The 25,051-nt window shown below is 44.0% G+C and carries 18 protein-coding genes; 10 read left to right on the forward strand and 8 right to left on the reverse strand.

The features are described from left to right. Positions 1–102: 102 nt before the first annotated feature. The 5 genes from rplY to HUO09_RS03865 form a co-directional block, all read right to left on the reverse strand. Positions 103–381 (reverse strand): 50S ribosomal protein L25, encoded by a 279-nt coding sequence (rplY, locus tag HUO09_RS03845; RefSeq protein WP_167411713.1) that lies wholly within the window; start codon positions 379–381, stop codon positions 103–105. Between the two features lie 194 nt (positions 382–575). Next, entirely contained in the window at positions 576–1,949 is a 1,374-nt protein-coding gene (locus HUO09_RS03850; protein WP_188233025.1) for an ATP-binding protein, read from the reverse strand. Continuing rightward, positions 1,939–2,598: a response regulator transcription factor gene (locus tag HUO09_RS03855; RefSeq protein WP_167411711.1), complete on the reverse strand. Its 660-nt coding sequence runs from the start codon at positions 2,596–2,598 to the stop codon at positions 1,939–1,941. Before HUO09_RS03855 ends, HUO09_RS03850 begins: the two co-directional genes overlap by 11 nt. Further along, on the reverse strand, positions 2,595–3,011 hold the full coding sequence (locus tag HUO09_RS03860; RefSeq protein ID WP_223159282.1) for a PepSY domain-containing protein: 417 nt from the start codon (positions 3,009–3,011) through the stop codon (positions 2,595–2,597). The genes HUO09_RS03855 and HUO09_RS03860 overlap by 4 nt, the downstream gene beginning before the upstream one ends. 89 nt (positions 3,012–3,100) lie before the next feature. After that, the gene (locus HUO09_RS03865) at positions 3,101–4,837 is read right to left on the reverse strand and encodes a DEAD/DEAH box helicase (RefSeq protein ID WP_188233026.1); all 1,737 of its coding nucleotides are present in this window, start codon (positions 4,835–4,837) and stop codon (positions 3,101–3,103) included. 86 nt (positions 4,838–4,923) lie between these two features. Here HUO09_RS03865 and rsuA point away from each other — a divergent pair, with 86 nt between their 5' ends. The 3 genes from rsuA to HUO09_RS03880 all read left to right on the forward strand — a co-directional run bounded on the left by rsuA (position 4,924) and on the right by HUO09_RS03880 (position 7,681). Continuing rightward, a complete protein-coding gene (gene rsuA / locus HUO09_RS03870; protein ID WP_188233027.1) occupies positions 4,924–5,619 on the forward strand; it encodes a 16S rRNA pseudouridine(516) synthase RsuA in 696 nt (231 codons plus the stop codon). 194 nt (positions 5,620–5,813) lie between these two features. Continuing rightward, on the forward strand, positions 5,814–7,022 hold the full coding sequence (locus HUO09_RS03875) for a Bcr/CflA family multidrug efflux MFS transporter (protein WP_188233028.1): 1,209 nt from the start codon (positions 5,814–5,816) through the stop codon (positions 7,020–7,022). Then, positions 7,022–7,681, forward strand: coding sequence for a DUF2913 family protein (locus HUO09_RS03880; protein WP_188233029.1), 660 nt, complete (start codon positions 7,022–7,024; stop codon positions 7,679–7,681). Before HUO09_RS03875 ends, HUO09_RS03880 begins: the two co-directional genes overlap by 1 nt. 69 nt (positions 7,682–7,750) lie before the next feature. Here HUO09_RS03880 and HUO09_RS03885 read toward each other — a convergent pair whose 3' ends face one another. Next, entirely contained in the window at positions 7,751–9,193 is a 1,443-nt protein-coding gene (locus HUO09_RS03885) for a DUF2867 domain-containing protein (RefSeq protein WP_188233030.1), read from the reverse strand. A 100-nt stretch (positions 9,194–9,293) separates the two neighbouring features. Here HUO09_RS03885 and HUO09_RS03890 point away from each other — a divergent pair, with 100 nt between their 5' ends. From HUO09_RS03890 to nhaA, 5 genes are all read left to right on the forward strand, one after another. Further along, entirely contained in the window at positions 9,294–10,670 is a 1,377-nt protein-coding gene (locus tag HUO09_RS03890) for an MATE family efflux transporter (RefSeq protein ID WP_223159284.1), read from the forward strand. Between the two features lie 121 nt (positions 10,671–10,791). Continuing rightward, complete coding sequence (locus tag HUO09_RS03895; protein ID WP_167413132.1) at positions 10,792–11,463, forward strand: ABC transporter ATP-binding protein; 672 nt, start codon at positions 10,792–10,794, stop codon at positions 11,461–11,463. Beyond that, positions 11,444–13,897, forward strand: a complete 2,454-nt coding sequence (locus HUO09_RS03900; protein WP_188233031.1) for an ABC transporter permease — start codon at positions 11,444–11,446, stop codon at positions 13,895–13,897. The genes HUO09_RS03895 and HUO09_RS03900 overlap by 20 nt, the downstream gene beginning before the upstream one ends. Further along, positions 13,897–15,021 carry a lipocalin-like domain-containing protein gene (locus HUO09_RS03905; RefSeq protein WP_188233032.1) on the forward strand — a complete coding sequence of 375 codons (1,125 nt, stop codon included), beginning with the start codon at positions 13,897–13,899 and terminating at the stop codon, positions 15,019–15,021. The genes HUO09_RS03900 and HUO09_RS03905 overlap by 1 nt, the downstream gene beginning before the upstream one ends. Positions 15,022–15,300: 279 nt before the next feature. Beyond that, on the forward strand, positions 15,301–16,452 hold the full coding sequence (gene nhaA / locus HUO09_RS03910; protein ID WP_167413135.1) for a Na+/H+ antiporter NhaA: 1,152 nt from the start codon (positions 15,301–15,303) through the stop codon (positions 16,450–16,452). A gap of 107 nt (positions 16,453–16,559) precedes the next feature. Here nhaA and HUO09_RS03915 read toward each other — a convergent pair whose 3' ends face one another. Together HUO09_RS03915 and HUO09_RS03920 are read right to left on the reverse strand one after the other, a co-directional pair. Then, complete coding sequence (locus tag HUO09_RS03915) at positions 16,560–17,180, reverse strand: OmpA family protein (protein WP_373563682.1); 621 nt, start codon at positions 17,178–17,180, stop codon at positions 16,560–16,562. Next, a complete protein-coding gene (locus HUO09_RS03920) occupies positions 17,180–18,493 on the reverse strand; it encodes a TolC family outer membrane protein (protein WP_368484439.1) in 1,314 nt (437 codons plus the stop codon). The genes HUO09_RS03915 and HUO09_RS03920 overlap by 1 nt, the downstream gene beginning before the upstream one ends. 346 nt (positions 18,494–18,839) lie before the next feature. On the opposite strand from HUO09_RS03920, the gene HUO09_RS03925 reads away from it, so the two are divergent. Both HUO09_RS03925 and HUO09_RS03930 read left to right on the forward strand, forming a co-directional pair. Next, the gene (locus HUO09_RS03925; RefSeq protein ID WP_188233033.1) at positions 18,840–21,602 is read left to right on the forward strand and encodes a type I secretion C-terminal target domain-containing protein; all 2,763 of its coding nucleotides are present in this window, start codon (positions 18,840–18,842) and stop codon (positions 21,600–21,602) included. A 551-nt stretch (positions 21,603–22,153) separates the two neighbouring features. Continuing rightward, positions 22,154–25,039, forward strand: coding sequence for a pyridoxal phosphate-dependent class III aminotransferase (locus tag HUO09_RS03930; protein WP_188233034.1), 2,886 nt, complete (start codon positions 22,154–22,156; stop codon positions 25,037–25,039). Positions 25,040–25,051: the final 12 nt, after the last annotated feature.

Here is a 25,051-nt window from a genome sequence, read left to right on the forward strand (position 1 = left end):
TAGCATCGGGGTTTCGAATTTTTAGACTTATCAGATGGTAAGGCTGATTTATCTTATATATGCAAAAGGTGGATTCTATCCAGCTAATTCCTTGGTGGGGAATTAGATACGGATGAAGTCCATGTGCTCAACTTTTGGCTTAAACACGTGACGTTGTACGTCTTGTGGCTTAACCTTAACTTCAGCACCATCAATCACTAGAACGATACCTTCGTAGAACTCAGGTTTGTCCATTTGGTTAATCACTTCGTCGTGGTTTAGAGTGATTGATACAGGCGCTGCCTCACCACCGTAAACGATAGCAGGGAATAGGCCAGCGTGACGTAGGCGGCGGCTCGCACCTTTACCTAGTTCAGTACGTACTACTGCTTCAAATTTCATAGTATTTACTCTCAAAATTAGTAAAAATTGGATGCACAACACAATGCGACCTTGTGTTGTAATAACGTTTGATAAATCAAGTGTGTCTATCAAAACGAGCGCGGATACTATCATTCAATCAGGGATGTAGCAATAAAAATGTCGTGATGAAGGTGAATCTTATCCATATGTATCCCTTATTGAGCAAGGATTCATCAAGCTGTTGTTACAGGTAGAGTTAATGTTGCCTTTAAGCCGCCTAATTGCCCTTTTGAAAGCGACAATTTTCCTCGGTAACTGTGTGCCATTTCGCTCACGATATTGAGCCCTAAACCTGTTCCCGGTACGGTTTCATCTAAACGAATCCCGCGCTTTATCGCATGCTCTATATCTTCTTCACTGATACCCGCACCATCATCTTCCACACAGATATTGATTCGTTCTTTGCCTTCAGCAACGCTGTAAACCCTTATTAGTGAATTTGCCCACTTGTAACTGTTCTCGAGCAGGTTGCCGATCATTTCATCGAAATCTGTCGGTTCTACCGCAACGGAGAGGTTTGAGTCTAATTCATTGACCAATGTGATTTCACGTGCGGCATAAACTTTATCAAAGGCCATTGAAATAGCATCCACTCGTTCGCAGGCTGAGGTTTTCACTGCGAGAATGTTCGCAGAGCCTGCCATACGTGCTCGGCCGAGATGGTAATCTATATGTTGCTGAATTTGCTCGATAGGTTCCTGTAGCTTTTCTTTGTTCTCTTCACTCAGAGTTGCTACTTCGTTTCTAAGTACTGAAAGCGGAGTTTTTAGAGCATGTGATAGGTTACCTGCATGGTTGCGAGCGCGTTCTAACAGCTCTTGATAGTGGAACAGCAGTGCGTTGAGGTCTTTAACTAATGGGTAAACTTCTTTCGGGTAATTTTCATTGAGGCCGGACCGTTCACCTTTGCGCAGCAAAGCGAGCTCATTTTGCATTTTTCTTAGTGGCCAAAGCGACCAGGAAATCTGTGCACTTATCAGTATTAAAACACCGGAAAAGAGCAGGGCAAGAATGATCCAAAGTTGACCAATCACTTGCTTGAGCGTCTGCTGAATAGGGGATTCATCCATACCGACGATGATGTGGATCGGGCGAGAGTATTCAGGCAAATAGATATTTTGAGTGAGAACAACTAAGTTTTCGTCTTTTGCTCCCTTATAAAGGGTTTTGTGACCGTGCTGCTCGGAAACCAGTGTTTTGTCCCAGAGTGATCTGGAGCGAATGGAGTTTTCGCTACCATTTTCATCAATAGTCATAGACCAATAAACACCACTGTAGGGTTGGTTGAATCTGGGATCGGAAAGACGGCGGCTAAGACTAAGTCTGCCGTTACTATCTGCTTCCAAATTAGCTGTGAGTTCATCCATTGAAAGACGCAACTGACTTTGGGCATCTTCAACCAAGTAGTCTTTTACCATACTAGGGATAAGATAACCGGCAGCAAGTATCATGGCGCTCAGCCACAGAATGGCAGCCAGCAGTAAGCGGTTTTTAATACTGAGATGTTTTAACGGTGTGTATCTTAACGAAAAGTGTCTATTGGGCATGCAGTTGATACCCCAAACCTCTCACTGTTTTGATGACATCCGGTGCTACTTTTTTGCGAATACGGCCAATGAACACTTCTATTGTGTTGGAGTCTCGGTCGAAATCTTGTTTGTAGATATGTTCAACCAGTTCACTGCGTGAAATCACCTTATCCGGATTATGCATGAAATAAGCGATGACTTTGTATTCCAGTGCCGTAAGGTTTAGCGGTTGGTCTTTCCACATTACAACGGAGCTTCTGGTGTCGAGGCTGAGGTTGCCAACCTGTAAAACGGGCGATGCGTTACCGGAAGCTCGGCGTAATTGGGAACGAATACGCGCGATCAGTTCAACCAGTTCAAAAGGTTTGGTTAGGTAATCATCAGCACCTGCGTTTAAGCCTTCAACGCGTTGTGTCAGTGTATCGCGGGCACTGAGTATGATCACTGGTGTATTGATTTGCTCATCACGCAGGTTATTCAGTACCGATATACCGTCTAGTTTAGGCAAACCTAAGTCAAGAACGATACAATCCCATTCCTCGGTTGTTGCTCTGTATAGTGCGTCTTCGCCGTCAAAAGAAGCTTCTGGCACCCAGCCAGCGTCCTCTAACGCCGCTATAATTTGTTCACTGAGTTTGTGGTCGTCTTCAACTACAAGAATCTTCATTGTGCGTCTCTGTTTTTAATTATGCTAAGCACGTCTCTGCCTTTGATAGACATTAGCTCAAGAGTTGTTGCGTTGTACTCAACACGTATCACTTTATCTTCATGAACTAATTTTAAATCGTAAATCCATTCAGAGTCATCTTCTTCAAGTTCGACTTTAATAAGACGGCCATTAAGTTGATTGTCTATTGCTGCGTAGAGCTCTGAAAAAGGTTTGATCAGTCCTTTTTGAACGGCGTCATACACTTCATCCTGATCTTCATCGATTTTGACTTGAGTCCCTTCTTTATAGGTATCCTGAATGGGATCATTAAGCGCAGGTTGCTCGGCAAAGGCTAGTGAGGTTGCCCCTATAGAACACAAGCCTGCCAGAAGAGCAATCAAAGAAGCGGTATGGAGTTTTGAGTTAAGCATGTGAAGCGTCCGTTACGTCATGATTGGTGCAGTATAAAAATCGCAATATGAATAGGATGTGAATTCTATCGTCCTGAAAGACCGAGAAGTTACACTAGCTCATCTGCGAATATTTTGTCGCGCATTTTCCAGAATCGGCCAGATTTTCTGGCAATCACAAATTGTGGTGGACGGAAACGATGTTGATTATCGACCACTTTTGATGGTGAAGCCTCTTCGAAAGGACGGTGTCTGTCTGCTAAATGAGGGCGGACAAAACGTTCTTTAAACACGGCTTTCTGTTTGGGAGTGGTCAATGCCCAGAACTCATGAACCTGCGCATTATTGTCACCAATATAAGTCACTTTTAACTGCGATTTGCCTTTGTCATCTTTGTGAACGTTTAAGGTCATGTTTAAACATTCGAACACCAAGGCATCTTTAAGATTCAATGCTTCTTTAAGTTTCTTATCTGGGTCAACCAAAGTGGCATCACACTCGTGGCAGATGCGTGCTGCGATATCGTTGTCTGCTCCGCACTCACCACAATACTTGGCTCTGAAACGGTATCCACAATGTTCGCGCTCGTTGGTTTCTTCATCGGTGAAGTAGCCTTGGCATTTTCGCCCGTAGTGCTCGATAAGAAAGCCGTTTGCATCAAGTTTGCCCCAGAAGTTATTGTTGAATCCGCAGGCAGGACAGGGAATCGTAATGATTTCGCTGGTGGAGTCAGGCTTAGGGTCGCCGACTTCGGGTTGATAAAGGTCGTAGGTATTACCTGCATAATCGAGCACGAGACACTCGTCTTTTCCTTCAGATAAACGAAGCCCACGCCCCACAATTTGTTGGTACAAACTGACGGATTCTGTCGGTCTCAGAATGGCAATCAAGTCGACATGCGGTGCGTCAAACCCTGTTGTCAGTACTGACACGTTGACCAGATACTTAATTTCACGCTGCTTAAATGCTTGAATAATACGGTCACGTTCTGGTGAAGGGGTATCACCGATCACTAGCGCTGAATGCTCTTCAGGCAATAACTCCATGATTTCTTGCGCGTGACGCACAGTGGCAGCAAAAATCATCACACCTTGTTTGTCTTTAGAAAGCTCAATGATTTGAGTCACAATCTGCGGCGTTGCACGCTTGGATTGCTCGATGACTAAATCCAGTTCAGATTCTTTGTATCGTCCAGTATTAGCAGGTTTGAGTTGAGAAAAGTCATAGCTGAGAACGGGCGCGTCAATTAAGCGTGCATGAGTTAAGAACCCTTCATCCAACAAGTACTGAATAGGCAGTTCGAAGATGCAGTCACGAAAGAAACGAGTCTCTTCGCTGCGCACGAGTCCGCGAGTGTGATACTGATAAATCCAACCCATGCCTAATCGGTAAGGCGTTGCGGTTAATCCAAGAACTTTCATGCCCGGATTCAGTTCCAACAGATGGGAAATTACCTTTTGATAACTGCTGTTTTTATCGTCAGGAACGCGGTGGCATTCGTCAATAACCAGCAGAGAAAACTGGTTTTTAAATGAATCCAAATTGCGCACTACAGACTGAACCGATGCAAATACTACTTGTTGATCCGTTTCTTTTCGCCCTAGACCTGCCGAGAAAATGGATCCTGTTAAACCGTAACCTTCATACTTGGCATGGTTTTGTTCTACCAACTCTTTTACGTGAGCGAGCACCAGAACGCGTCCTTTCGCTAATCTTGCCAATTCTGCAATGACCAAGCTTTTGCCCGCACCTGTTGGCAGCACTATAACTGCAGGTGTGGAATGCTTGCGAAAGTAGTGAATAACAGCTTTCACTGAGTCAGCTTGATAAGGGCGAAGTGTATACATGCAAATGGGCGAATAATTCTGTGAAATAGCTCAACTAATTTGAGTGACTTGCGTATAATACCCGACTTCAAGCAGATGAGGTATTCATGCGTTTAGATAAATTTTTGTGTGACGCGCTAGGTACAACGCGCAAAGAGTCGACTCAAATTATTAAAAGTGGCGAAGTCACCGTTGAGGGTGTTGTTCAGAAAGTCGGGTCGTTTAAAGTGACAGAGCAGTCTGATGTTGAATGGCAAGGCCGTGAAATAAAAATCAGCGGTCCGCGTTACATCATGCTTTACAAACCACAAGGTTATGTTTGTTCGCATGAAGATGGTTTTAATCACACCGCTTTTGTTCTGCTTGATGAAGTGAATATGAATGACTTGCATTTTGCAGGGCGATTAGATGTCGATACGACGGGCTTAGTGCTTATCACCGATGATGGCCAATGGTCTCACCGCATTACTTCTCCGAAACACAAATGTGACAAATTATACCGTGTTTGGCTTGATGACCCTATCCAAGCAGACTACCAAGAAAAATTTGCAACAGGCATCGAACTGCGTAACGAACGCGAGTTGACACTTCCTGCACAAATGGATGTGATTGATGAGAAGCAAGTACTTCTGACGATTCATGAAGGTAAGTATCACCAAGTGAAACGAATGTTTGCAGCACTGGGTAATAAGGTGGTGGGACTTCATCGTGAGCGTGTAGGTAGCATCGTTCTGGATGAATCATTAGAACCTGGCGAGTATCGCTACCTTACCGAAGACGAAGTTGCTTCAATCTGGAAGTGATCGCTTCATTAACTATTTGTTTTTGAATACATTGATTATCGCTAAACAAGCGAATCATGAGGAAGCTATTGTTTCCTCCAAAAAGCAGCATTCCGATACAGTTCTTGTAACTTGGACATTGAGTCCTTCCTTATAAGCTATTATTGAGTGCGTCATTTCGATGATGTGCTTGTTCTAACATCGACCGGAGATATATGACACCAAATACTACGTCGCCCGCTAGTGACGCCGCTAAGATCAGCTTTGTAATGTTCATCGTTTTAGGTGCGATAGGTGCCTTAACACCTCTGGCCATTGATATGTATTTGCCAGCAATGCCAGCGATTGCCAAAGATTTAGGCGTAAGCGCAGGGGCGGTACAAATTACGCTGACAGCTTATACCGCAGGTTTTGCTATTGGTCAGTTGCTGCACGGGCCATTGGCGGACAGTTTTGGTCGCCGTCCAGTGATGCTTGTGGGCATCGCCTTATTTGCTATTGCCTCTATTGTCAGTGCAACCACCAATGGTATTGATGCATTAACGTATATTCGTACCGCACAAGGCTTTGCAGGCGCTGCGGCAGCGGTAGTGATTCAGGCGGTTGTGCGCGACCTGTATGATCGTGAAGATTTCGCGCGTGCGATGTCATTCGTGACACTGGTGATTACTCTAGCGCCTCTGGCTGCGCCTATGATTGGTGGTCATTTAGCCGTATGGTTTGGCTGGCGGTCGATATTCTGGGTTTTGGCAATCTTTGCCTTTGTTGTCATCGTAATGGTGCTTTGGAAAATTCCAGAAACACTCTCAGCTGAAAATCGTCAACCCCTGCATTTCCGCAGTACTATTCGCAACTATGTGCAGTTGTGCCGCGCTGGCTTTGCGATGGGTCTGATATTCTCTGGCGCGTTCTCGTTTGCCGGTATGTTTGCTTTCCTGACCGCTGGCTCATTCGTTTATATTGATTTGTATGGCGTTAGCCCAAGTGAGTTCGGTTATCTGTTTGGTCTTAACATTGTCGCTATGATTGCTATGACTAGCCTTAACGGACGTTTCGTCAAGAAAGTGGGCTCTCATGCCATGCTACGTTTTGGCTTATTCATTCAGTTAATGGCGGGCTTTGGTTTGTTCTTAAGCTGGCTGATGGGTTGGGGGCTGTGGGGTACAGTGCCATTTGTCGTGATGTTTGTGGGTACGATTTCAACCATCGGCAGTAACTCTATGGCTCTATTATTAAGCCGTTACCCTAGGATGGCGGGCACGGCCTCGTCATTAGCGGGAACGCTAAGATTTGGTACAGGTTCGGTGGTTGGTGCTATCGTTGCATCAATGCCTAGTGGTGTTGCATGGCCGATGATATTGGTTATGTCTGCCTGTTCAGTACTTTCAGCAACCTTCTATTGGACATTAGGAAGAAAAGCATAGTGTCAGAATATTACTTAGAAATTCAAAATGTCGTTAACTCAGCATTGAGTGAATTAGCCGCTGAGCATGAATCCGGGAAACTGGTGAATGCGCCAGTTGCCAACAACCATTTTCTTGTTCATTGGGTATCTAAAGCGATCAAAGCACAACGTTTTGACCGCTGTGTCGTTGATGACTTAACTCGTTGGCTGAAGGCTGGTCGCTCTAAAGGCAATCAGTCAGAGTTACTGTTTACTTTCAAACGTATCTCGGCTTTTTATAAAAATTTCTATCAAAGTGAAACGAATAACGTCATCACTGATAGCAAGATTGAAGCGTTTTTAGATCAGATGGAGCAGGCTGATTGGGAAGTTTCAACTTCTGAGCCTCTGGTTGGTGCTGGCAAAGTACAGATCTTTACTGACGGTCAAAACTCGTTGGCTTTGTGTTCGGAGCAGTGTGATTCTTGCTTTGATGGTGAACTGATGGTGAAGCCGATGAACTGGTTTGTGCGCGGTAATCATGCCCAGTTTGTTGAAATGGCGAGTGCCGCGGGCTTTATGGTGCATAAGCAAACCGACTATAAATCGAATGTGAAATATCACGGCGAGTATCTTGTTTTTCCCGCTAATCAGGGCAAACAACAGGCAGAGATTCCGTTGTCGTTTAAAGCGGAATAGTTTGTCTTTTTAGTATTTTGAAAGGCTCTGCGAGAATTCTCAGAGCCTTTTTTACACTCCACTTATGGCTTATCTTTTGCCTTTCTGACTATCGGCTTTTCTGACTATCGCTTTAACCATGCCGTTAAAGATAAACAAGTGTGCAGGCATCATCACGAACCAATACATGAGACCGAGGAAGCCCTGCGGGTGCCACCAAGCGGTAACATTCAGTTCACGCTGGTCTCCATAGTCTTTAATGGTAAATTCTAATCGCCCTAAACCGGGGCCTTTCATTCCAAAAAACAGCGATAAAAACTGATTGGGGTCACAGCGAATAACTTTCCATGAATCGATATAGTCGCCAACTTTGAGTTCTGGACCTTCGGGACTGCGACGAACTGGACGTCCGCCACCAAAGAAAATATCTAGCCATTCTCTAGTACGCCAAAGCGAATTGGCGAAGAAGTAACCTTCTTCTTTACTACCAATGGTTTTAACGATTTGCCATAACTCACTGTTGGTTAAATCGGTTGTTATCGTTGCTCCCGCTTGTTTTGGATAATAACCAAAACCGGGTTGCCATCTTTTTAATGCGTTAGGTTCAAAGCCCCAAACTTTACTGCGAACAAAGGTTCCCTCGTGTTCGATAGTGCTTTTTACTGCATCACGGTAGGGGATCAGTGTTTGTGGATACAGTGCGGTTAGTTGATGAGAATCGGCCACGTAGTCATGTTCTAAACCCGCAAGAAGAGCGCGCCCAATATTTGAAGGAACAGAAGTCACAACCCCTAACCAGTAAGAGGCCATTTGCGGGGTAAGCAGTGATGTAGACCATAACCGAAACGGCTTACCTGCCAAATCACAAATGATCTGAAATTGCTCACGATAGGATAGGGTGTCAGGGCCGCCAGCCTGATAAAGCTGATGAGAAGTCGGTTGCTCTTTGGCAAGTTGCAGCAGGTAGTGATTCAAATTTTCTAGTGCGATAGGATTCGCTTTTGAATCCACCCATTTCGGTGTGATGAGAACTGGCAGGTTGTAAACGAAATCTCGCATGATTTCAAAAGCAGCAGAGCCTGGACCAATAATGACACCCGCGCGCAGCTCTGTAATTGGGACATGACTTTTTCTCAGTATTTCACCCGTTTGCTGACGCGCCTTTAAGTGCTCTGAATTTCCAGTTTGTGGCTGAAGCGCACTGAGATAAATCACGTGTTTTACCTGACTTATATCCAGCGCCTGTTTGAAATTACTCGCTAAAGAGAGTTCATACTCTGCAAAATCATGACCTTGAGCCATTCCATGAACCAAGAAGAACACGAGATCGAATTGCGGTACTAACTCCATTGTCGCCTTTTTATCGGCAAGGTCGAGATGGGTGATGGTCAGTTTTGCATGGGGTGCTACGCGAGCTTGTAAGTAGTCAATGTGACGAGCTGCGGCGGTAACTTCGTAGCCTTCGTTGAGCAGTAACGGTAATAGCTGCGAACCAACATAGCCAGATGCGCCAAGCACGAGTACTTTTTTCATTCATTATCCTTGCATTATGTTGGTTAGATTATGCACTAATGAGTATAATAGCCACTTACTTTTTCTCTTTCTATCAATCCTTTGTCTCTAGGGGTGTCGTTTGTCTCTGTTATCCCAAGTTCTACTCCATACAAAAGGCGATTTTTTACGTCGCTTAGTCGCGATAGCGCTTCCTATTAGCTTGCAAATGTTGCTGCTTTCGAGCCGTGGATTGGTCGATGTATTAATGCTTGGTCAGTTGGGAGAGGCAGAAATAGCCGCAGTTGGTGTTGCTGCGCGTGCTACCTTTGTTTCAACCATTATGCTTGTTGGTATTTCAGCGGGTGGCGCTTTGCTTTCTGCGCAGTTCTGGGGGGCAGGAGATCGCGACGGACTAAGAAGCAGCACAGCATTGACGTGGTTAATGTCGATGACATTTGCTCTGTTTACGGTCGTCTTGTTTGTCATTTTTCCGCACGACATTATGGCGTTGACGACAGATTCAGAAATGGTCAACGAACTTGGCAGTCAGTATTTAGTTATTACTTCCGTAAGTATGTTTGCCATAGCCAGCGCAAACAGTATGGCTGTCGGACTTCGAGCGATGCATAAGCCGGGAATCAGTACTTTCTTTAGTGCCATTGGCATTGGCTCGAACGTATTGCTGAACTGGGTTTTTATCTTCGGGAAATTAGGTGTTCCGGCTTTAGGTATTAAAGGGGCGGCTATTGCTACAGTGTTAAGTAGTGCGATAGAAGTGGCGTGTTTATATGGTTACCTCTACAGCAAAAAACACCTATTGGCGTTTGGTTTTGAGGACATACGTAAAGTAGTTGAACTGAACAATGTGGTTCGGTTCTTAAAACTGTCGTTGCCAACCACGTTCAACTTCCTTGCTTGGTCTGGTGGATTATTCGTTTATCACGCGATCATGGGGCAAACCGGCGTGCAGGGGCTTGCTGCGTTATCGGTCATGACTCCGGTTGAATCTATTTCGCTAAGCTTGTTGATCGGTCTCTCCAACGCAGCCGCGGTATTAATTGGTAACCAGCTAGGTGCAAAAAATTATGAGGCGGTTTACTACCAAGCTATTGGAGTGATTGGCGTTAACTTTATTACCGCCATTTTTATGTCTGGATTGCTGTATCTGCTGCAAATTCCTATTCTCAATTCGTTTAGCGCTCTAACGGAAGAGACGCGAGTACTTGTCGAAGAATTTATGCTGATTTTGAGTTTGGGTATCGTTCTTCGTTCAATACCAATGGTAGCGATTGTCGGTGTACTGCGTGCAGGTGGAGATGTGAAATTCTGTCTAGGTCAGGATTTGATTGCCCAATGGGTTGTTGGTATTCCGCTTGCTGCTTTTGCTGCGCTTTATCTTAATGCTAGCCCTGAATGGATCTACTTTTTGTTTTTAAGTGAAGAGGTGGTGAAATGGGTGGGGTGCTTTTATCGCGTAAGAAGTAAGAAGTGGATGCGAAATTTAATCGGAAGTTGAATTTTGTCTACCGAGTTGCTGTATTTTACAACAACTCGGTGTGAGAACGCTGCAAAATACTTCCTACTGAAAGGGAATTAGTGTAGATTCTGAGTCCAATTTTAGTCTACGGTGATGATTGATGTTACAGCTGGTAAACCTGAGCAAAGGATATGTAGATGGTGGTGAATTCCATCCTGTGCTGCAGGGCGCTGAACTGACGATTCATCAAGGCGATCAACTGGCTCTAATGGGCGAAAGCGGTTCTGGTAAAAGTACCTTGCTAAACCTTATTGCGGGCTTAGATGTTGTTGATTCCGGTGAAATTTGGTTTCCAGATTTCGCAATGCACAACACTTCTGAATTTCAAAGAACGGCTTACCGTCGTAACAACATCGGTCATATTTTCCAGCAGTTTAACCTCCTTCCTACGCTTAATATTGCCGACAACATCCGTTTTTGCCGCCAATTAAAAGGCTTGCCTGAAGATACAGGATTATGGCGTCAGATCATTTCTGCGCTTGACCTAATGCCACTGCTAGGTCGATACCCTGAAGAAGCTTCGGGTGGTCAGCAGCAAAGAGCAGCGATTGCGCGTGCTTTATATATGGAACCTAAGATCCTCTTAGCTGACGAGCCGACAGGTAGTTTAGACGAACGCAACGCTGAGGCAGTGATGAGGCTGCTGACTTCACTGGCAAGGCAACTTAAATGTACCTTGTTTCTTGTGACTCACAGTGAGAGGGTTGCAAAGCATATGGAAGGATGTATTCGTCTTCAAGGGGGACACCTTCATGTTATGGCCCGTAGTTAAAGCACTACTCGGTCACTATCGTCGTTATCCTTTACAGATCATTCTCGTCTGGTTTGGTCTTACCCTTGGTATTTCTCTTCTTGTTGGTGTAACTGCGATTAATCAACACGCTCGTCAAAGTTACGAAAATGGTGAAAAACTTTTTGCCAATCCTCTGCCTTATCGCATTCGTACGAAACAAGTCGCTAATAAAATTCCCCAAGGTTTTTATATCCAGTTACGCCGTGATGGTTTTCATCAGTGTGCTCCTCTTGATAGCTATCGCCTGACAACGAAACTTGGTAAGGATATAACGCTACTCGGTATTGATCCTTTAGCTTTTGTTCCTGCCGTAGGCAAAAAAACACTGAGCGATATCAAAGCATTGGAACTGATGCAACCTCCGTATCCGGTTATGGTTGGGCAAGAGTATGCAGCTCACCAAGGCTGGGAAGATGGCGATATGATTCAATTGCACGACGGTGAGCAACTTGGTCCGTTGGTTATTGACCGCCATGGTATGGTGAGTGGTACCCGATTAGTTGCTGATATGTCTTTGGTGCGACAACTGAAGAAAAGCTCAGGCTTTTCCGTGATTGCTTGCGGCCCAATGCCTGAAGAAAAGCTTGAAAAACTGGCGGGCAGTTTGCCAAACGGCATGATTTTGGTTCGTAGTACACGTTCAGAATTGGAATCACTGACCAAAGCGTTCCATATGAATCTCACCGCGATGGGTATGCTTTCTTTCTTAGTCGGACTGTTTATTTTTTACCAAGCGATGTCTTTATCGTTGATTCAGCGTCAGCGTTTAGTGGGTATGTTGCGTCAAACTGGTGTGAATGGTTGGCAATTGGCGCAAGCGCTAATGCTTGAGCTTTTTGCGTTGGTTTTTGTGAGCTGGGTTTGCGGTAATGGCTTAGGTCTTTTGCTGGCAAATCAACTGATTCCTTCGGTGTCAGTCAGTCTCGCCGATTTATATAACGCAAATGTAGGTTTGTCGATCGACTGGGACTGGGAATGGAGCAGTTACAGCTTGTTGATGGCAGTGTGCGGGACTTTTGCTTCTTGTGCTTGGCCTTTGGTACGTTTATTAAAATCTCAGCCTATCCGTTTAAGTACCCGTTTGTCGCTCGCAAGATTTGCTGGTTCGGAGTTTAGCATTCAGGCTTTTATCGGTGGCGCTTTGGCTGTTGCCGCTATCGCTATTTATCAGGCGCCCAAAACACAATCAACGGGTTACACGATTATTGCATTAATGCTAGTGAGTGCTGCACTGTTTACCCCATTTGTAATTTGGAAACTATTTAATAGCTTTTCCTATAGTTTACGTTGGGTAAAAGCTCGCTGGTTCTTTGCCGACGCGGCTGCAAGCATGAGTTACCGTGGCGTAGCTACCATGGCATTTATGATTGCAATGGCAGCCAATATAGGTGTGGTTACCATGGTGGGTAGCTTCCGAGATACCACTGACAAGTGGCTCAATCAACGATTAGCAGCAGACATGTATTTATATCCTACGAACAGTTCTGCTTCTATGATCAGTGGTTGGTTAGGTAATCAGTCTGAAGTTAAAGATGTATGGTGGCGCTGGGAAAAACAGTTTCCTTCCAATAAAGGTACGTTGCAAGTCGTGAGTACTGGTGATTCCGAAGGTGAGGCGAACTCACTGACGGTGAAACTTGGTATTCCTAACTACTGGTACTATTTGCATCACTCCAAAGGCATTATGGTCAGCGAATCAATGGCCATTAAACTGAATCTGAAACCGGGAGATATGGTAGATCTCTCAGAGCCTCTTGGTTCAGGCTGGCAAATTGTCGGGGTATATTACGATTATGGTAACCCTTACAACCAAATCATGATGTCACACGAGAACTGGTTACACGCTTTTGCTGGCACTGGCGATGTTGCATTGGGTATTGTTCTGAATGACGGAGCAGAGGGTGAGAAGCTCAATAGTAAATTGCATTCGCTTTTCCACCTTGATGCAGAGCGTGTAATGGATAACAGTACTATTCATCGTCAGGCAATGCGGGTGTTTGATAGAACATTTGTGATTGCAGATACTTTAGGCAACATAACTTTGCTTATCGCTGTCTGCGGTATCTTTTTTGCGACTTTGGCGGGTGAGCTATCTCGTCAGAAACACATCGCTTTGTTACGTTGTTTAGGTGTATCTACAAAAGAGTTGGTTGGTTTGGGTGCATTGCAGCTGTTTGTTTTTGGTTTGATTTCGATGTTGATTGCAATGCCACTAGGCTTGGGGCTGGCGAAACTGGTTGTCGATGTGGTGATCCGTCCTTCCTTTGGCTGGACGATGGAGCTGATAATTGTTCCAATGACCTATGTAAAAACGGTCGTCCTTTCGATGTTAGCGCTGATCGTTGCAGGGGCTCTACCTATTTTCCGTTTAGTTCGTAAGTCACCGATGAAGTCATTGAGGGATGCTTTGTAATGAAAGTTCGAGTAAGCCTCAAGTATCTGATTGGTTTATTGATTTTTGCCTCAGTCGTCTCTGTTACGAGTATTGTTTATCATGACTATCAGTTTGAAGACGAAGTTGAGCCCAACAATGAGATAAGAGCGCTTTTGTCTTCGGATTCAAAGCATGCTTTCTCACCAGTGTTGCCAAATAATCCTGTTACTTTACCAAAAGATTCACCTTTTCATCCTGACTATCAGCAGGAATGGTTTCACTATTTTGCCAATGTCCGTGACAAACAAGGTCATTCTTATTCTGTTCAGTGGAGTTTTTTCCGTATCGCTCATGACGAGCGGCTAGAGGAACTTGGTTGGTTAAACTCGCAAGTTTATTTCTCGTCCGCAGTGATTTCTTCAAACAGAAAGGTTTGGCGAGAGCAGCGAGTAGCTCGTGGTGGTATTGGTCAGGCTGGAGTCAATGCTTTGCCTCTGCGTATGTGGATTGATGATTGGGCATGGCGTGCATTGGGAAGAAATCTTTTTCCTGGGCATCTTGACGTTAAAACGGATACCTTCAGTCTTTCTCTATACAGTGATTTAAGTGGACCGTACGTTTTACCCGGAGACAAAGGTTTTCAAAGAAAACACGAAACAGAACCAACGGCGACATACAACCTGGAAGCGCCATTTATTAAGGTTTATGGTCAGCTAAAGTTGACGAAGGACACTGATCCAATTGCGGTTGAAGGCTCGGCTTTCATGAGCAAAGAATGGGGCAGTGGTTTGATGTCGAACAAACAACAGGGCTGGGACAAGTTTGTATTGAAGCTCGATGAAGACACGACTTTATCTGTAAATCGCTACCGACATGAAGAAGAACTGCCATATTTGTTTGGAACCTTGTCTTCAAAAGAAAAAACCATCGTTTTGCAGAACAAAGATATTGCTATTCTACCACTCAATAAAACAGTGATAGAGGGGGGTAGAGTATTACCTTTGGAATGGCGCATCTTGGTACCCAGATACAACATCGACCTGAAAACAGCACCAGTGAACAAACAGTCTTGGTTACCTTTTGTTGTTCCTTATTGGGAAGGAGCAATAAAGACAACGGGTACCGATATAGCGCAAGGCTATATGCAGCTAACAGGTTATTAGCGGCTAGTTAAAATGATGAATAGAAAGGAGCGAATGCTCCTTTTTCCGTATTTGGAGGTGAGATATTTCAGTAACCAACATTGTTTAGACAATTAATTCTTTCCTATACTTACCAAATAGTAGTTAATACGGAATATGTGTTCTAAATGTTTGTTTGTTTCGGAAAAGCCGAAGGGTGGAGTCATTACAAGCGATTGTTCAAGAATGTTCTAAAGCACTAAACTCCTGTGCATCTGTTCTAAATCATGTATCGAGATAACGAAATTATAAGGACGATAAATGACTGATATCATTCGCGACTTTTTAAAAATGGAGTCTGCTGGTGGCATAATTTTGGTAATTGCAGCCGCTGTAGCTATGGTAATTGCCAACTCTCCGCTTAATGAGTTCTACCAAGCGGGTCTTCATACGTACATTTTGGGTATGTCTGTTTCACACTGGATCAACGATGGCTTGATGGCTATTTTCTTCCTGTTGATCGGTTTAGAGGTAAAACGCGAATTGCTCGAGGGAGCTCTAAAATCGCGTGAGACCGCGATTTTCCCAGCAATTGCGGCTGTGGGTGGTATGCTTGCCCCTGCGCTTATTTATGTGATGTTTAACATCTCTAACGAAACCGCGATTCAAGGTTGGGCCATTCCAGCAGCAACGGATATCGCATTTGCTTTAGGTATCATGGCATTACTGGGTAGCCGTGTTCCAATCAGTTTGAAGGTATTCTTGCTTGCTTTGGCAATTATCGATGACTTGGGCGTGGTAGTCATTATTGCATTGTTCTATAGCGGCGATTTGTCGACGATGGCGCTTGCTGTTGGCTTCCTGATGACGGCGATATTGTTCATCATGAACGCGAAGCATGTGACCAAGATTAGTTTGTACTTAATCATTGGCTTTATTCTTTGGGTGGCGGTACTGAAATCTGGAGTTCACGCAACGTTAGCGGGTGTGGTTATTGGTTTCTCTATTCCTTTAAAAGGTAAAGATAAAGAGCATTCGCCATTGAAGCATTTGGAACACGGTCTTCATTCATACGTAGCTTTCGGTATATTGCCTCTGTTTGCATTCGCTAATGCGGGTATTTCACTTGAAGGTGTTTCACTGAGTGGTTTGACTCAAGCTTTACCATTGGGTGTAGCGCTAGGACTGTTTATTGGTAAGCCGTTAGGTATTTTTAGCTTCAGCTGGGTTGCGGTAAAACTGGGTATTGCGAAATTACCTGAAGGCATTGGCATGAAACATATATTCGCGGTGTCTGTACTTTGTGGTATTGGCTTTACAATGTCGATTTTCATTTCATCGCTGGCCTTTGGTGCGGACTTTGTAAACTTCGATACCTATGCTCGTCTTGGTATCTTGATGGGTTCCACCTTAGCGGCTGTCGTTGGTTATTTCCTGCTAAGTGCGTCACTGCCAAAGAAAAAAGCAGCCTAATCGACGTTTTTAACATAGACCTTGAAAACAAAAAGCGACGAAGTTTGAAAACAAAAAGCCCCTCGATTAAATATCTGAGGGGCTTTTTTTATAAGCGGAGCGTTACACTAACGTTTTTTCAACGTTGAGAATATGGTCCACTCTTCGACGACTTTTTCTTTTAGACCAACCACGGTCGCTGTTACTTTTCGGTTTACCGCATGCGCAGCTGGGTCATCTCCTGGGTTTTCTAAGCGGCTTTCACCATAACCAACAATTCTGACTCGGTTTGGGCTGATATCGTACGAAAGCAATTTTTGTTCTACTGCTTCCGCTCGTTTCTTAGATAGTTCCAAGTTGTATTCATCGGACCCTACTTTACTGGTGTAACCTTGAATTTCTATAGAAGCTGATTTGTACGTTTTTAAAAAGTCGGCCATGGTTTGTATTTGGTTCGCAAATACAGGGTTGATTTCATAGGAATCATTGGCAAACAGTATACGCAGTTGACGCTCATCTTGGTCCCGTCGCACTTCGCCGCAGCCATCATTGTCTACTTCAGAGCCCTCAGGGGTTCCCGGGCAGATATCTCGACCATTCACCACGCCATCTTGGTCGTCATCTTGTAAATCGGCAATTTGGTTGGCCGTCGGTGTTGCCATGTATTCGTACTCTTCAGCACTGTATACCGACGTTGATAAGGTAAGGCCAGCGAGTATTGCTAGTGACAGAATGTTCATCTTCATAATTAATACTCCACTTCCTTGGTCCATTCTTCAGGAATATCAACCAGAAGTGCGTCGATTAATACTCCCGTCGCGTTCATTACACGATATTTAGCGTATTGCTCGGCATAGTGAGCATCTAGATACTCTTTACGAGCTTCAAATAACTCGTTTTCGGTGTTTAACAAATCAAGCAAGGTACGTTGACCAATGCCATATTGTTTCTCGTAAGCAATAACGGTTTGCGCAGATGAGTCAACATGGTCAGCTAAGAAGTTTTTCTGTTGAAGTGTTAAATCGAGAGCACTCCAAGATAAGCGCAAGCTTTCTTCAATTTGACGATAAGCGCTGTCTCTTAAGTCTTTTGCCTTATTTAATTGGTAAGCAGAACTTTCACTGCGGTCACTATCGCTACCACCGTTATACAAGTTGTATCTCATGCGCAGCATTGCAACGGTTTCATCGGCATTCCCTTCATAACCTCCTGCATCGTCTCGCCATGTTTGGCGTGCTTCGATGGAAAACGTCGGGTAGTAAGGCGCTTTAGACTGTTTGTATTGGAAACGCGCCGCATCTACATCTGTTTTAGCGATTTTGATGACAGGGTGTTTATCAAATGCCTCAACTAACGCATCGGTCAGCGATAAAGGAATTTTTGATTCATCGGCACGAGGGTAAATCAACCCTAGAGGTTCTTGTCCTACAAGTCGGCGAAACTGAGTATGAGTATCAAAAAGGTTGTTCTGAGCCGCCAGTAGATTACCTTGTGCCTTTGCAATCCGAGCCTCTACCTGAGTTAAATCTGCCGTTGAACCTACACCTGAGTCGACTCGTTTTTTAATGTCTCGGTAAATATCAACATGCACAGATAAATTGCTTTCAGAAAGAGCTAAGATCTCCGTGGCTTTCACTGCATTGAGATAGACATCGGTGACTTGGAGTGCCAAGTTTGATGCGTCATCTAACAGTTGCAACCTCGTGGATTCTGCTTCAGCGGCGGTTCTATCCATATCGTTTAATGTACCATTACCATCCCACAAAAGTTGGTTGAGGATAATGCTAGCTTCTTTTCGGGTGAGGTCGGTATCGTCACGTCCGCTCGTTGAAGCTGGGCGAATACCTTCGTAGCCAATGCCTGCGTCCAAATCAATAGTAGGAAGATATTTACCGCCTGACGCTTTGCTGTCATTAACGGTACTTACGTATTGGTTGTAGCTAGCTTTTATATCAGGATTATTTGCTAATGCTATGGCGACGGCTTGCTCTAATGTTTGCGCATAAGCAGAGGCGGAAGCCAGTAGCAAACATCCTGTTAAGAATGAAAGTTTCCGTTTCACTATGAAGCTCCTTAATGTGGAATTATCTCTTACTCGACCATTGAGATACTTCATTTTTGGGGGCGAGTGATAAAAGGTCATGCCTTAGTTTATGCAAGCTTAGTTTATAAATTAGGATTTTGAGAGTTTAGTTCAAAAAAGTACCAATGATTATTTCCCTTATTTATTGAAACCTTAGTTGATGTTTAGGCCTTTGCTCTACTAAATCAGTTGAATGTCCAATTAGCTCTTACTAATGTTTAAGTATGAAAACTGCTCACGCAGTGGCGTGTGAACACCCATACAAGTTGTAGTGTAAGAGACGGTGGGCATACGTGTTATTGACACGCTCATAGGGAATAGGCTCATGAATGCACGTACACTCAGCCAATTTATGTTAGCTAACATAACTTTGGTCATAGATAGGCAAGGTCAAATTCGAGAACTTACCGCTGGCGCTGCACCTGCTCCCGGTGAGGTGGTGATGACGGTGAGTGACGGGCCTGATCCACAGGTCCAAGCCCAGTTAATTCAACCTGATAATCAACCAACCCAGCTCAACCTCGATGATGAGATCGCTCAAATTCTCGCGCAATTAGAGCAAGGTGTTGACCCTACATTAAATCCTGATCAAGCAACCGCCGCTGGTGGAGCAAATGGTTCCAGCCCTACTGACACGGGTACCATTGATATGACACTTGCTGAGGTACTAGCTCAAACAGCATTTGATACTCATGGTCTCCAAGATTCAGGTCTCTCTCAAACACAAAGTTTGGCTATTGACTTAGTCGTTGCACAAGCTCTCGCACCTATCGCTCCTGTTGTAAGTGCCGCGGCATTAGAGGCAGATCAATCGCCTTATTTCGTTGACGACGGTTTAGATGATGAAGATACACACGATACATCTGTAGATGAAAATGAAGATGGTCAGGTAGAAGCGTACAACATAAGCTATTTTGAAAACAGCGTCGGTATTGACGGCGAAAATCCAACTGTTTTGGGGCAAGTAAAAGCATTTGACCCTGATTTCCCTGATGGTGGTGGCACGCTTGAATTTTCACTTGAGGTAGACCCCGACCACCCAAATGATATTAACTATTTCACTATCGATAAAGAAACAGGTGAAATCTATTTAACAGCTGAAGGCGCTGCTGCGTATACAAATGACTTTGAAGATTCAAACGGACCAGACAACGAGCATCATGTTTACGTTGTGGTATCTGATGGGTTTAACCCTTCTGTAAAGGTGCCTGTTACACTTAATGAAATGAACGTAAATGAGCCGCCAGCCTTTGTTGATACGTCTTACTCTGATAAAACAGACGAATCTGATGACCCAAATAATTATTTGCCAGGAAATGACTTTGAAGAGGCGACGAATGATGGCGAAAGTCCTGCAATAGCAACTTATAAATTTTATTACGACGAAAATAAAGGCGAAGGAGATACTATTGGCCAAGTTCAAGCTACTGATGTTGATACTGTTAACTTAAACTACGGTATTGAAAATAATGTATCGGTGACTGTTGGCGAAAATACGTTTGATTTATACCAAATCAATTCTTCGACTGGTGAAATTAGTTTAACCGCTCTCGGTGCTCAATATTATTCAAATTATGAAGATGGGGATAATGACCATCAAATAACAGTTTATGTACAAGAAGATTTTGGAGAAGGAGAGCTCGGAGACAAGGTGTATGCGACTGTAGAATTATTTGAACGAAATGTAAATGAATCGCCTTTGGGTGAAAACTTCACACTGGACGTAACCGATGCCGAAGGCGTTCTGTTTGATTTCGGTGACGGTAAAGGAGAAGTTAAATTAGTCAAAGTTGTGTTTGATAATAACTTGGTACCTTCGGAAGATCACATCTCAGATGAAGATGTAGATTACTTATCAACTAACCCTGTACTTGATGACCCAAATCAAGACCTGATCGAGTCGCAAGAACTGTTTATTTATATAAGCCAATTGCCTGAACAAGGTTCTTTGTACTATTGGAATGCTGAACAGAATAATTATGTTCTTATCGAAGAAGGTGATCTGTACGTAGACGGTAACGCCAGTCCTACGAAATTTGACCCAAACAGCATTTATTACAAAGCTGGGGAGCCAAATGCATTTACGATTAATGAAGATACAACCTACACAAAATATGAAAATGGTGATGCTTTCTATACCTTGAGTAATGGAGCAATAATAATTGTATCTGCGACTAGTGAGCTGGGTGGTGGTTCTAAGGGAGAAGTGTCATTTGAAACAAATAATGGTAACGATGATAACAACCAAGGAGAGGGCTTTGGTGTCGACACGGGTAATGGGATCAATAATGGCGAAACCTTAATATTCGATTTAAGTGCTAACCCACTTAGTTCAGTTTCATTCGGCGTTGATGGTTTGAACAGCAATCATCAGGCAACGGTCGTTTATACGTACCTTGATGGAACGAAATCAGACCCAATGTATTATGGTGATGGTTCTGTTAGTCAAAGCTCAGACGTTAGCTATTCTGCTCCTGATGATAATCCAATAGTCCAGATTGAGTTCAGTGAATCAACTCACACTAGTGGTAGTGAGTCGAATTCTAGTAGTGGCTCAAACTATGTTGTTTCTTATATCTCTGGTGAAGAAGCGGTTCTCAACGACCCGGTTTTCGAATACACGGTGGTTGATTCTGAAGACGCAATGCCATTAGATGAAAACGGGGAAGTTATAACTTACCAAGTATCTTTAGATGTTGAAAACGCATATGAAAGTAATGTGGTTTATGCGAATACAGGAAACGATGAACTGGTGGGTGATGATGGGACAAACATCTTCACATGGCTTGATTCCGCTTTAGATAACAGCACTGACACAGTTAAAAACTTCGCGTTAGGTAGCGATAAAATTGATGTTAGGGACATCCTTGAAGAAGATGGAAACGATGCAAATAATTTACAACAGTTAGTAGAGAACATTGATGTTTCAGTTGTTGATAACGATGTGACTCTTGTTGTTACTCACGATGCTGGTGAGCAAAGCATTGTAATTGAAAATCTTGATTTAGCCACATATGACGTAGGCGGAAGTTTTGATGCAGCAGCTTTCTTGAATGATGTATTAAAAACCACCGACACCACATCATAGTTAATATTAGCGATTCAAAGCCCTTGCCATGCAAGGGCTTTTCTTTTTTGTATCGTTTATATACCGAACAATCCTTCACTGTTGCATGTTCTTTTTGTAAGAAAGATCGATATTCATAGTCAATTTTCTATTGCTAAAACTATCAAAATTATGTTAATTTCCGCTCCAATCTCGGACTGAGTTTCTGGGGGATACGCGTAATGACCATTCAGGCTGATTGTGACATTACGTAGGGTAGGTATCAGCAAGTCCTTTTGTTGATAGACGGGATACTTAATGCTGTGGGAACAGCATACTTATGGGAAACCCAACATTGAATTCATTTAAACTACAACCAGTAATCAGCTTTGTACTTCCAGAATGCCCTGTTTATGAAAACAGCAGCATTACAGAACCTTGATCCTCTGTTTTAGTTAATTGCTATCAAAAAAGATGGCCCAGTATTCCGTATCTGTGTTTTACAGACGGAACGTTTTGCTATTTGTCGTTTCTCTTATTTAAGTCAGCGTAGAGAAATGAACAGAAATTTATTATTTTTCAAGGTGATGGAAATGAGTACAGCCTTTGAAGTCGATAACACTATCGCAACCGTAATTTCAAACCAAATTCCAGTCGTAGACGGTGTTTACGATCTTACTCCTGATGAAGTTCTCCTTGAACAAGCAGAACACGAGTCTGAAGTACGTTCATATCCACGTCGTTTACCTATTGCTATCAAACAAGCCTACGGCTGTTTGGTAGAAGATACTCGTGGCCAAATCTTTCTAGATTGTTTGGCAGGTGCGGGTACGCTGGCGTTAGGTTACAACCATCCTGAGATTAATCAGGCGCTTAAACAACAGTTAGATACGGGTTTACCGTACCAAACGCTTGATATTGCTACTAAGTCTAAAACAGACTTCATTAAAGCAGTGAAAGGTTTCTTACCTTCTGAGCTTGGTGATAACTGTGTAGTTCAGTTCACTGGCCCTTCTGGTGCCGATGCCGTTGAAGCGGCAATCAAGCTTGCAAAGCAAACCACGGGTCGTAATACCATGTTTGCCTTCCGTGGTGCTTACCATGGTATGACAAATGGTACTATGGGCATGATGGGTAACCTAAACACGAAAGCGCGCCGTACTGGCTTGATGTCAGACGTACACTTTATGCCTTTCCCGTACAACATTCGTTGCCCATTCGGTCTGGGTGGTGACGAAGGCGCGAAAGCGAGCATTCGTTACATCGAACGCCTGTTGAACGATGATGAATCTGGCATTATGAAGCCCGCCGCTATTATTGTTGAACCGGTGCAGGGTGAAGGTGGCGTTATACCAGCACCTACGTTCTGGCTACGCGAGCTACGCCGAATCTGTGACGAGCATGAAATCCTGCTCATCCTCGATGAAATACAGTGTGGCGTTGGTAAAACTGGTTACAACTTCGCATTTGAAGAAGCGGGTATTGTTCCTGACGTACTTTGTCTTTCTAAAGCCATTGGCGGTGGTTTGCCAATGGCGCTATTGGTGATCAACAAGAAGTTTGATACATGGAAGCCAGGTGAGCACACCGGTACGTTCCGTGGTAACCAATTAGCCATGGTTTCTGGTGCGAAAGCATTGGAAATTATCAATCGTGACAGCCTAGTAGAGCACGCAAACATTGCGGGCCAATACCTACGTATGGGCTTAGAAAAAATTCAAAGCCGCGTGAACTGTATTGCAGAAGTACGTGGTAAAGGTTTGATGCTGGGTCTTGAAATTAAAGATCCAAGTGGTGAACTGAATAAGTTTGGTGAGCCAAAATCTGCGCCCCAATTAACGCTTGGCATTCAGCGTGCAGCGCTTGAACGTGGTCTGATGGTTGAGAAAGGTGGCCGAGATGGTTCGGTTATTCGTTTCCTTCCACCATTGATTATCTCTTTTGAGCAAATCGACTTCGCACTGCGTACTCTAGAAGAAGCGATTCTTGCTGCTGGTGGCGGTCATAAAGACCCAGAGCCAAGCAACCAAGAGTGGAAGAAACACTTCATCCAAACAGGTGAGATGGGCAGCACTGAGTTCTCTAAAGTGATGAACCACACGACTGCGGCTATGAAAGCGGTATTCGAACAAGTGAATGCACCATACTCAGGTATGGATCCAAAAGCGTTAGAAGAAGCGATTTACGCGGTTGACCTTGATAACAAGAATGCTTCCCTAAACGAAGTGATTTCAGACACGGCTGATTTGGTCGCGAAGAACTCTATCATTGTTCAACACCCAGACTGTATCGCTCACCTTCATACTCCACCGTTGATGCCATCTGTGGTTGCTGAAGCGATCATTGCGTCTTTGAACCAATCTATGGATTCATGGGACCAGGCTTCTGCCGCAACATTTGTTGAGCAGAAAGTGGTTGATTGGATGTGTGCTAAGTATGAACTAGGCGCAGACGCTGACGGTATCTTCACCAGTGGTGGTACTCAGAGCAACCAAATGGGCTTAATGCTGGCTCGTGACTGGATTGCTGACAAACTAAGCGGTCACTCGATTCAGAAACTGGGTCTACCAGATTACGCAGACAAACTTCGCATTATCTGTTCGAAGAAATCGCACTTCACAGTGCAGAAGTCAGCTTCCTGGATGGGCTTAGGTGAGAAAGCGGTTCTGACAGTCGATGCTATGCCAAACGGCACGATGGATGTGACTAAGCTTGAAGCCGCTGTGGAAGCAGCGAAAGCGGAAGGTTTGATTCCGTTTGCAGTGGTTGGTACAGCAGGCACGACTGACCACGGCGCGATTGATGATCTAGCGACTATCGCTGATGTTTCAGAAAAACACGACCTATGGATGCACGTAGACAGTGCATACGGTGGCGCGTTGATTTTGAGCAGCCATAAAGACCGTTTGAACGGTGTAGAACGTGCTCACTCAGTGAGCGTGGACTTCCACAAATTGTTCTTCCAAACCATCAGCTGTGGCGCTCTGCTTCTTAAAGATAAGAGCAACTTCAAGTTCCTGCTACACCATGCAGATTACTTAAACCGCGAACACGACACTTTGCCAAATTTGGTTGATAAGTCTATCGCGACAACAAAACGATTTGATGCCTTGAAAGTGTTTATGACCATGCAAAACGTTGGTCCTAAACAACTGGGCGCAATGTATGACCACTTATTAGAACAAACTCTGGAAGTGGCCGATTTGGTTCGTCAGCATAAAGCGTTTGAGCTTTTGGCTGAACCATCTTTGTCTACCGTGTTATTCCGCGCTGTAGACAGCCAAGCGACTGATTTTGATGAGCTTAACAAAGCTGTTCGAATGGAAGCGCTGGTACGTGGTATCGCTGTACTTGGCGAAACCATTGTGGATGGCAAAACTGCCTTGAAATTCACAATCTTGAACCCATGCTTGAAGATTTCGGACTTCGAATCTCTACTGGCTAAAATTGAAACTCTAGCGTCAGAGCTAGCGAAATAAAGGTATAGGATA

This window comes from Vibrio sp. Y2-5 (assembly GCF_014596725.1).
GTDB lineage: Bacteria > Pseudomonadota > Gammaproteobacteria > Enterobacterales > Vibrionaceae > Vibrio.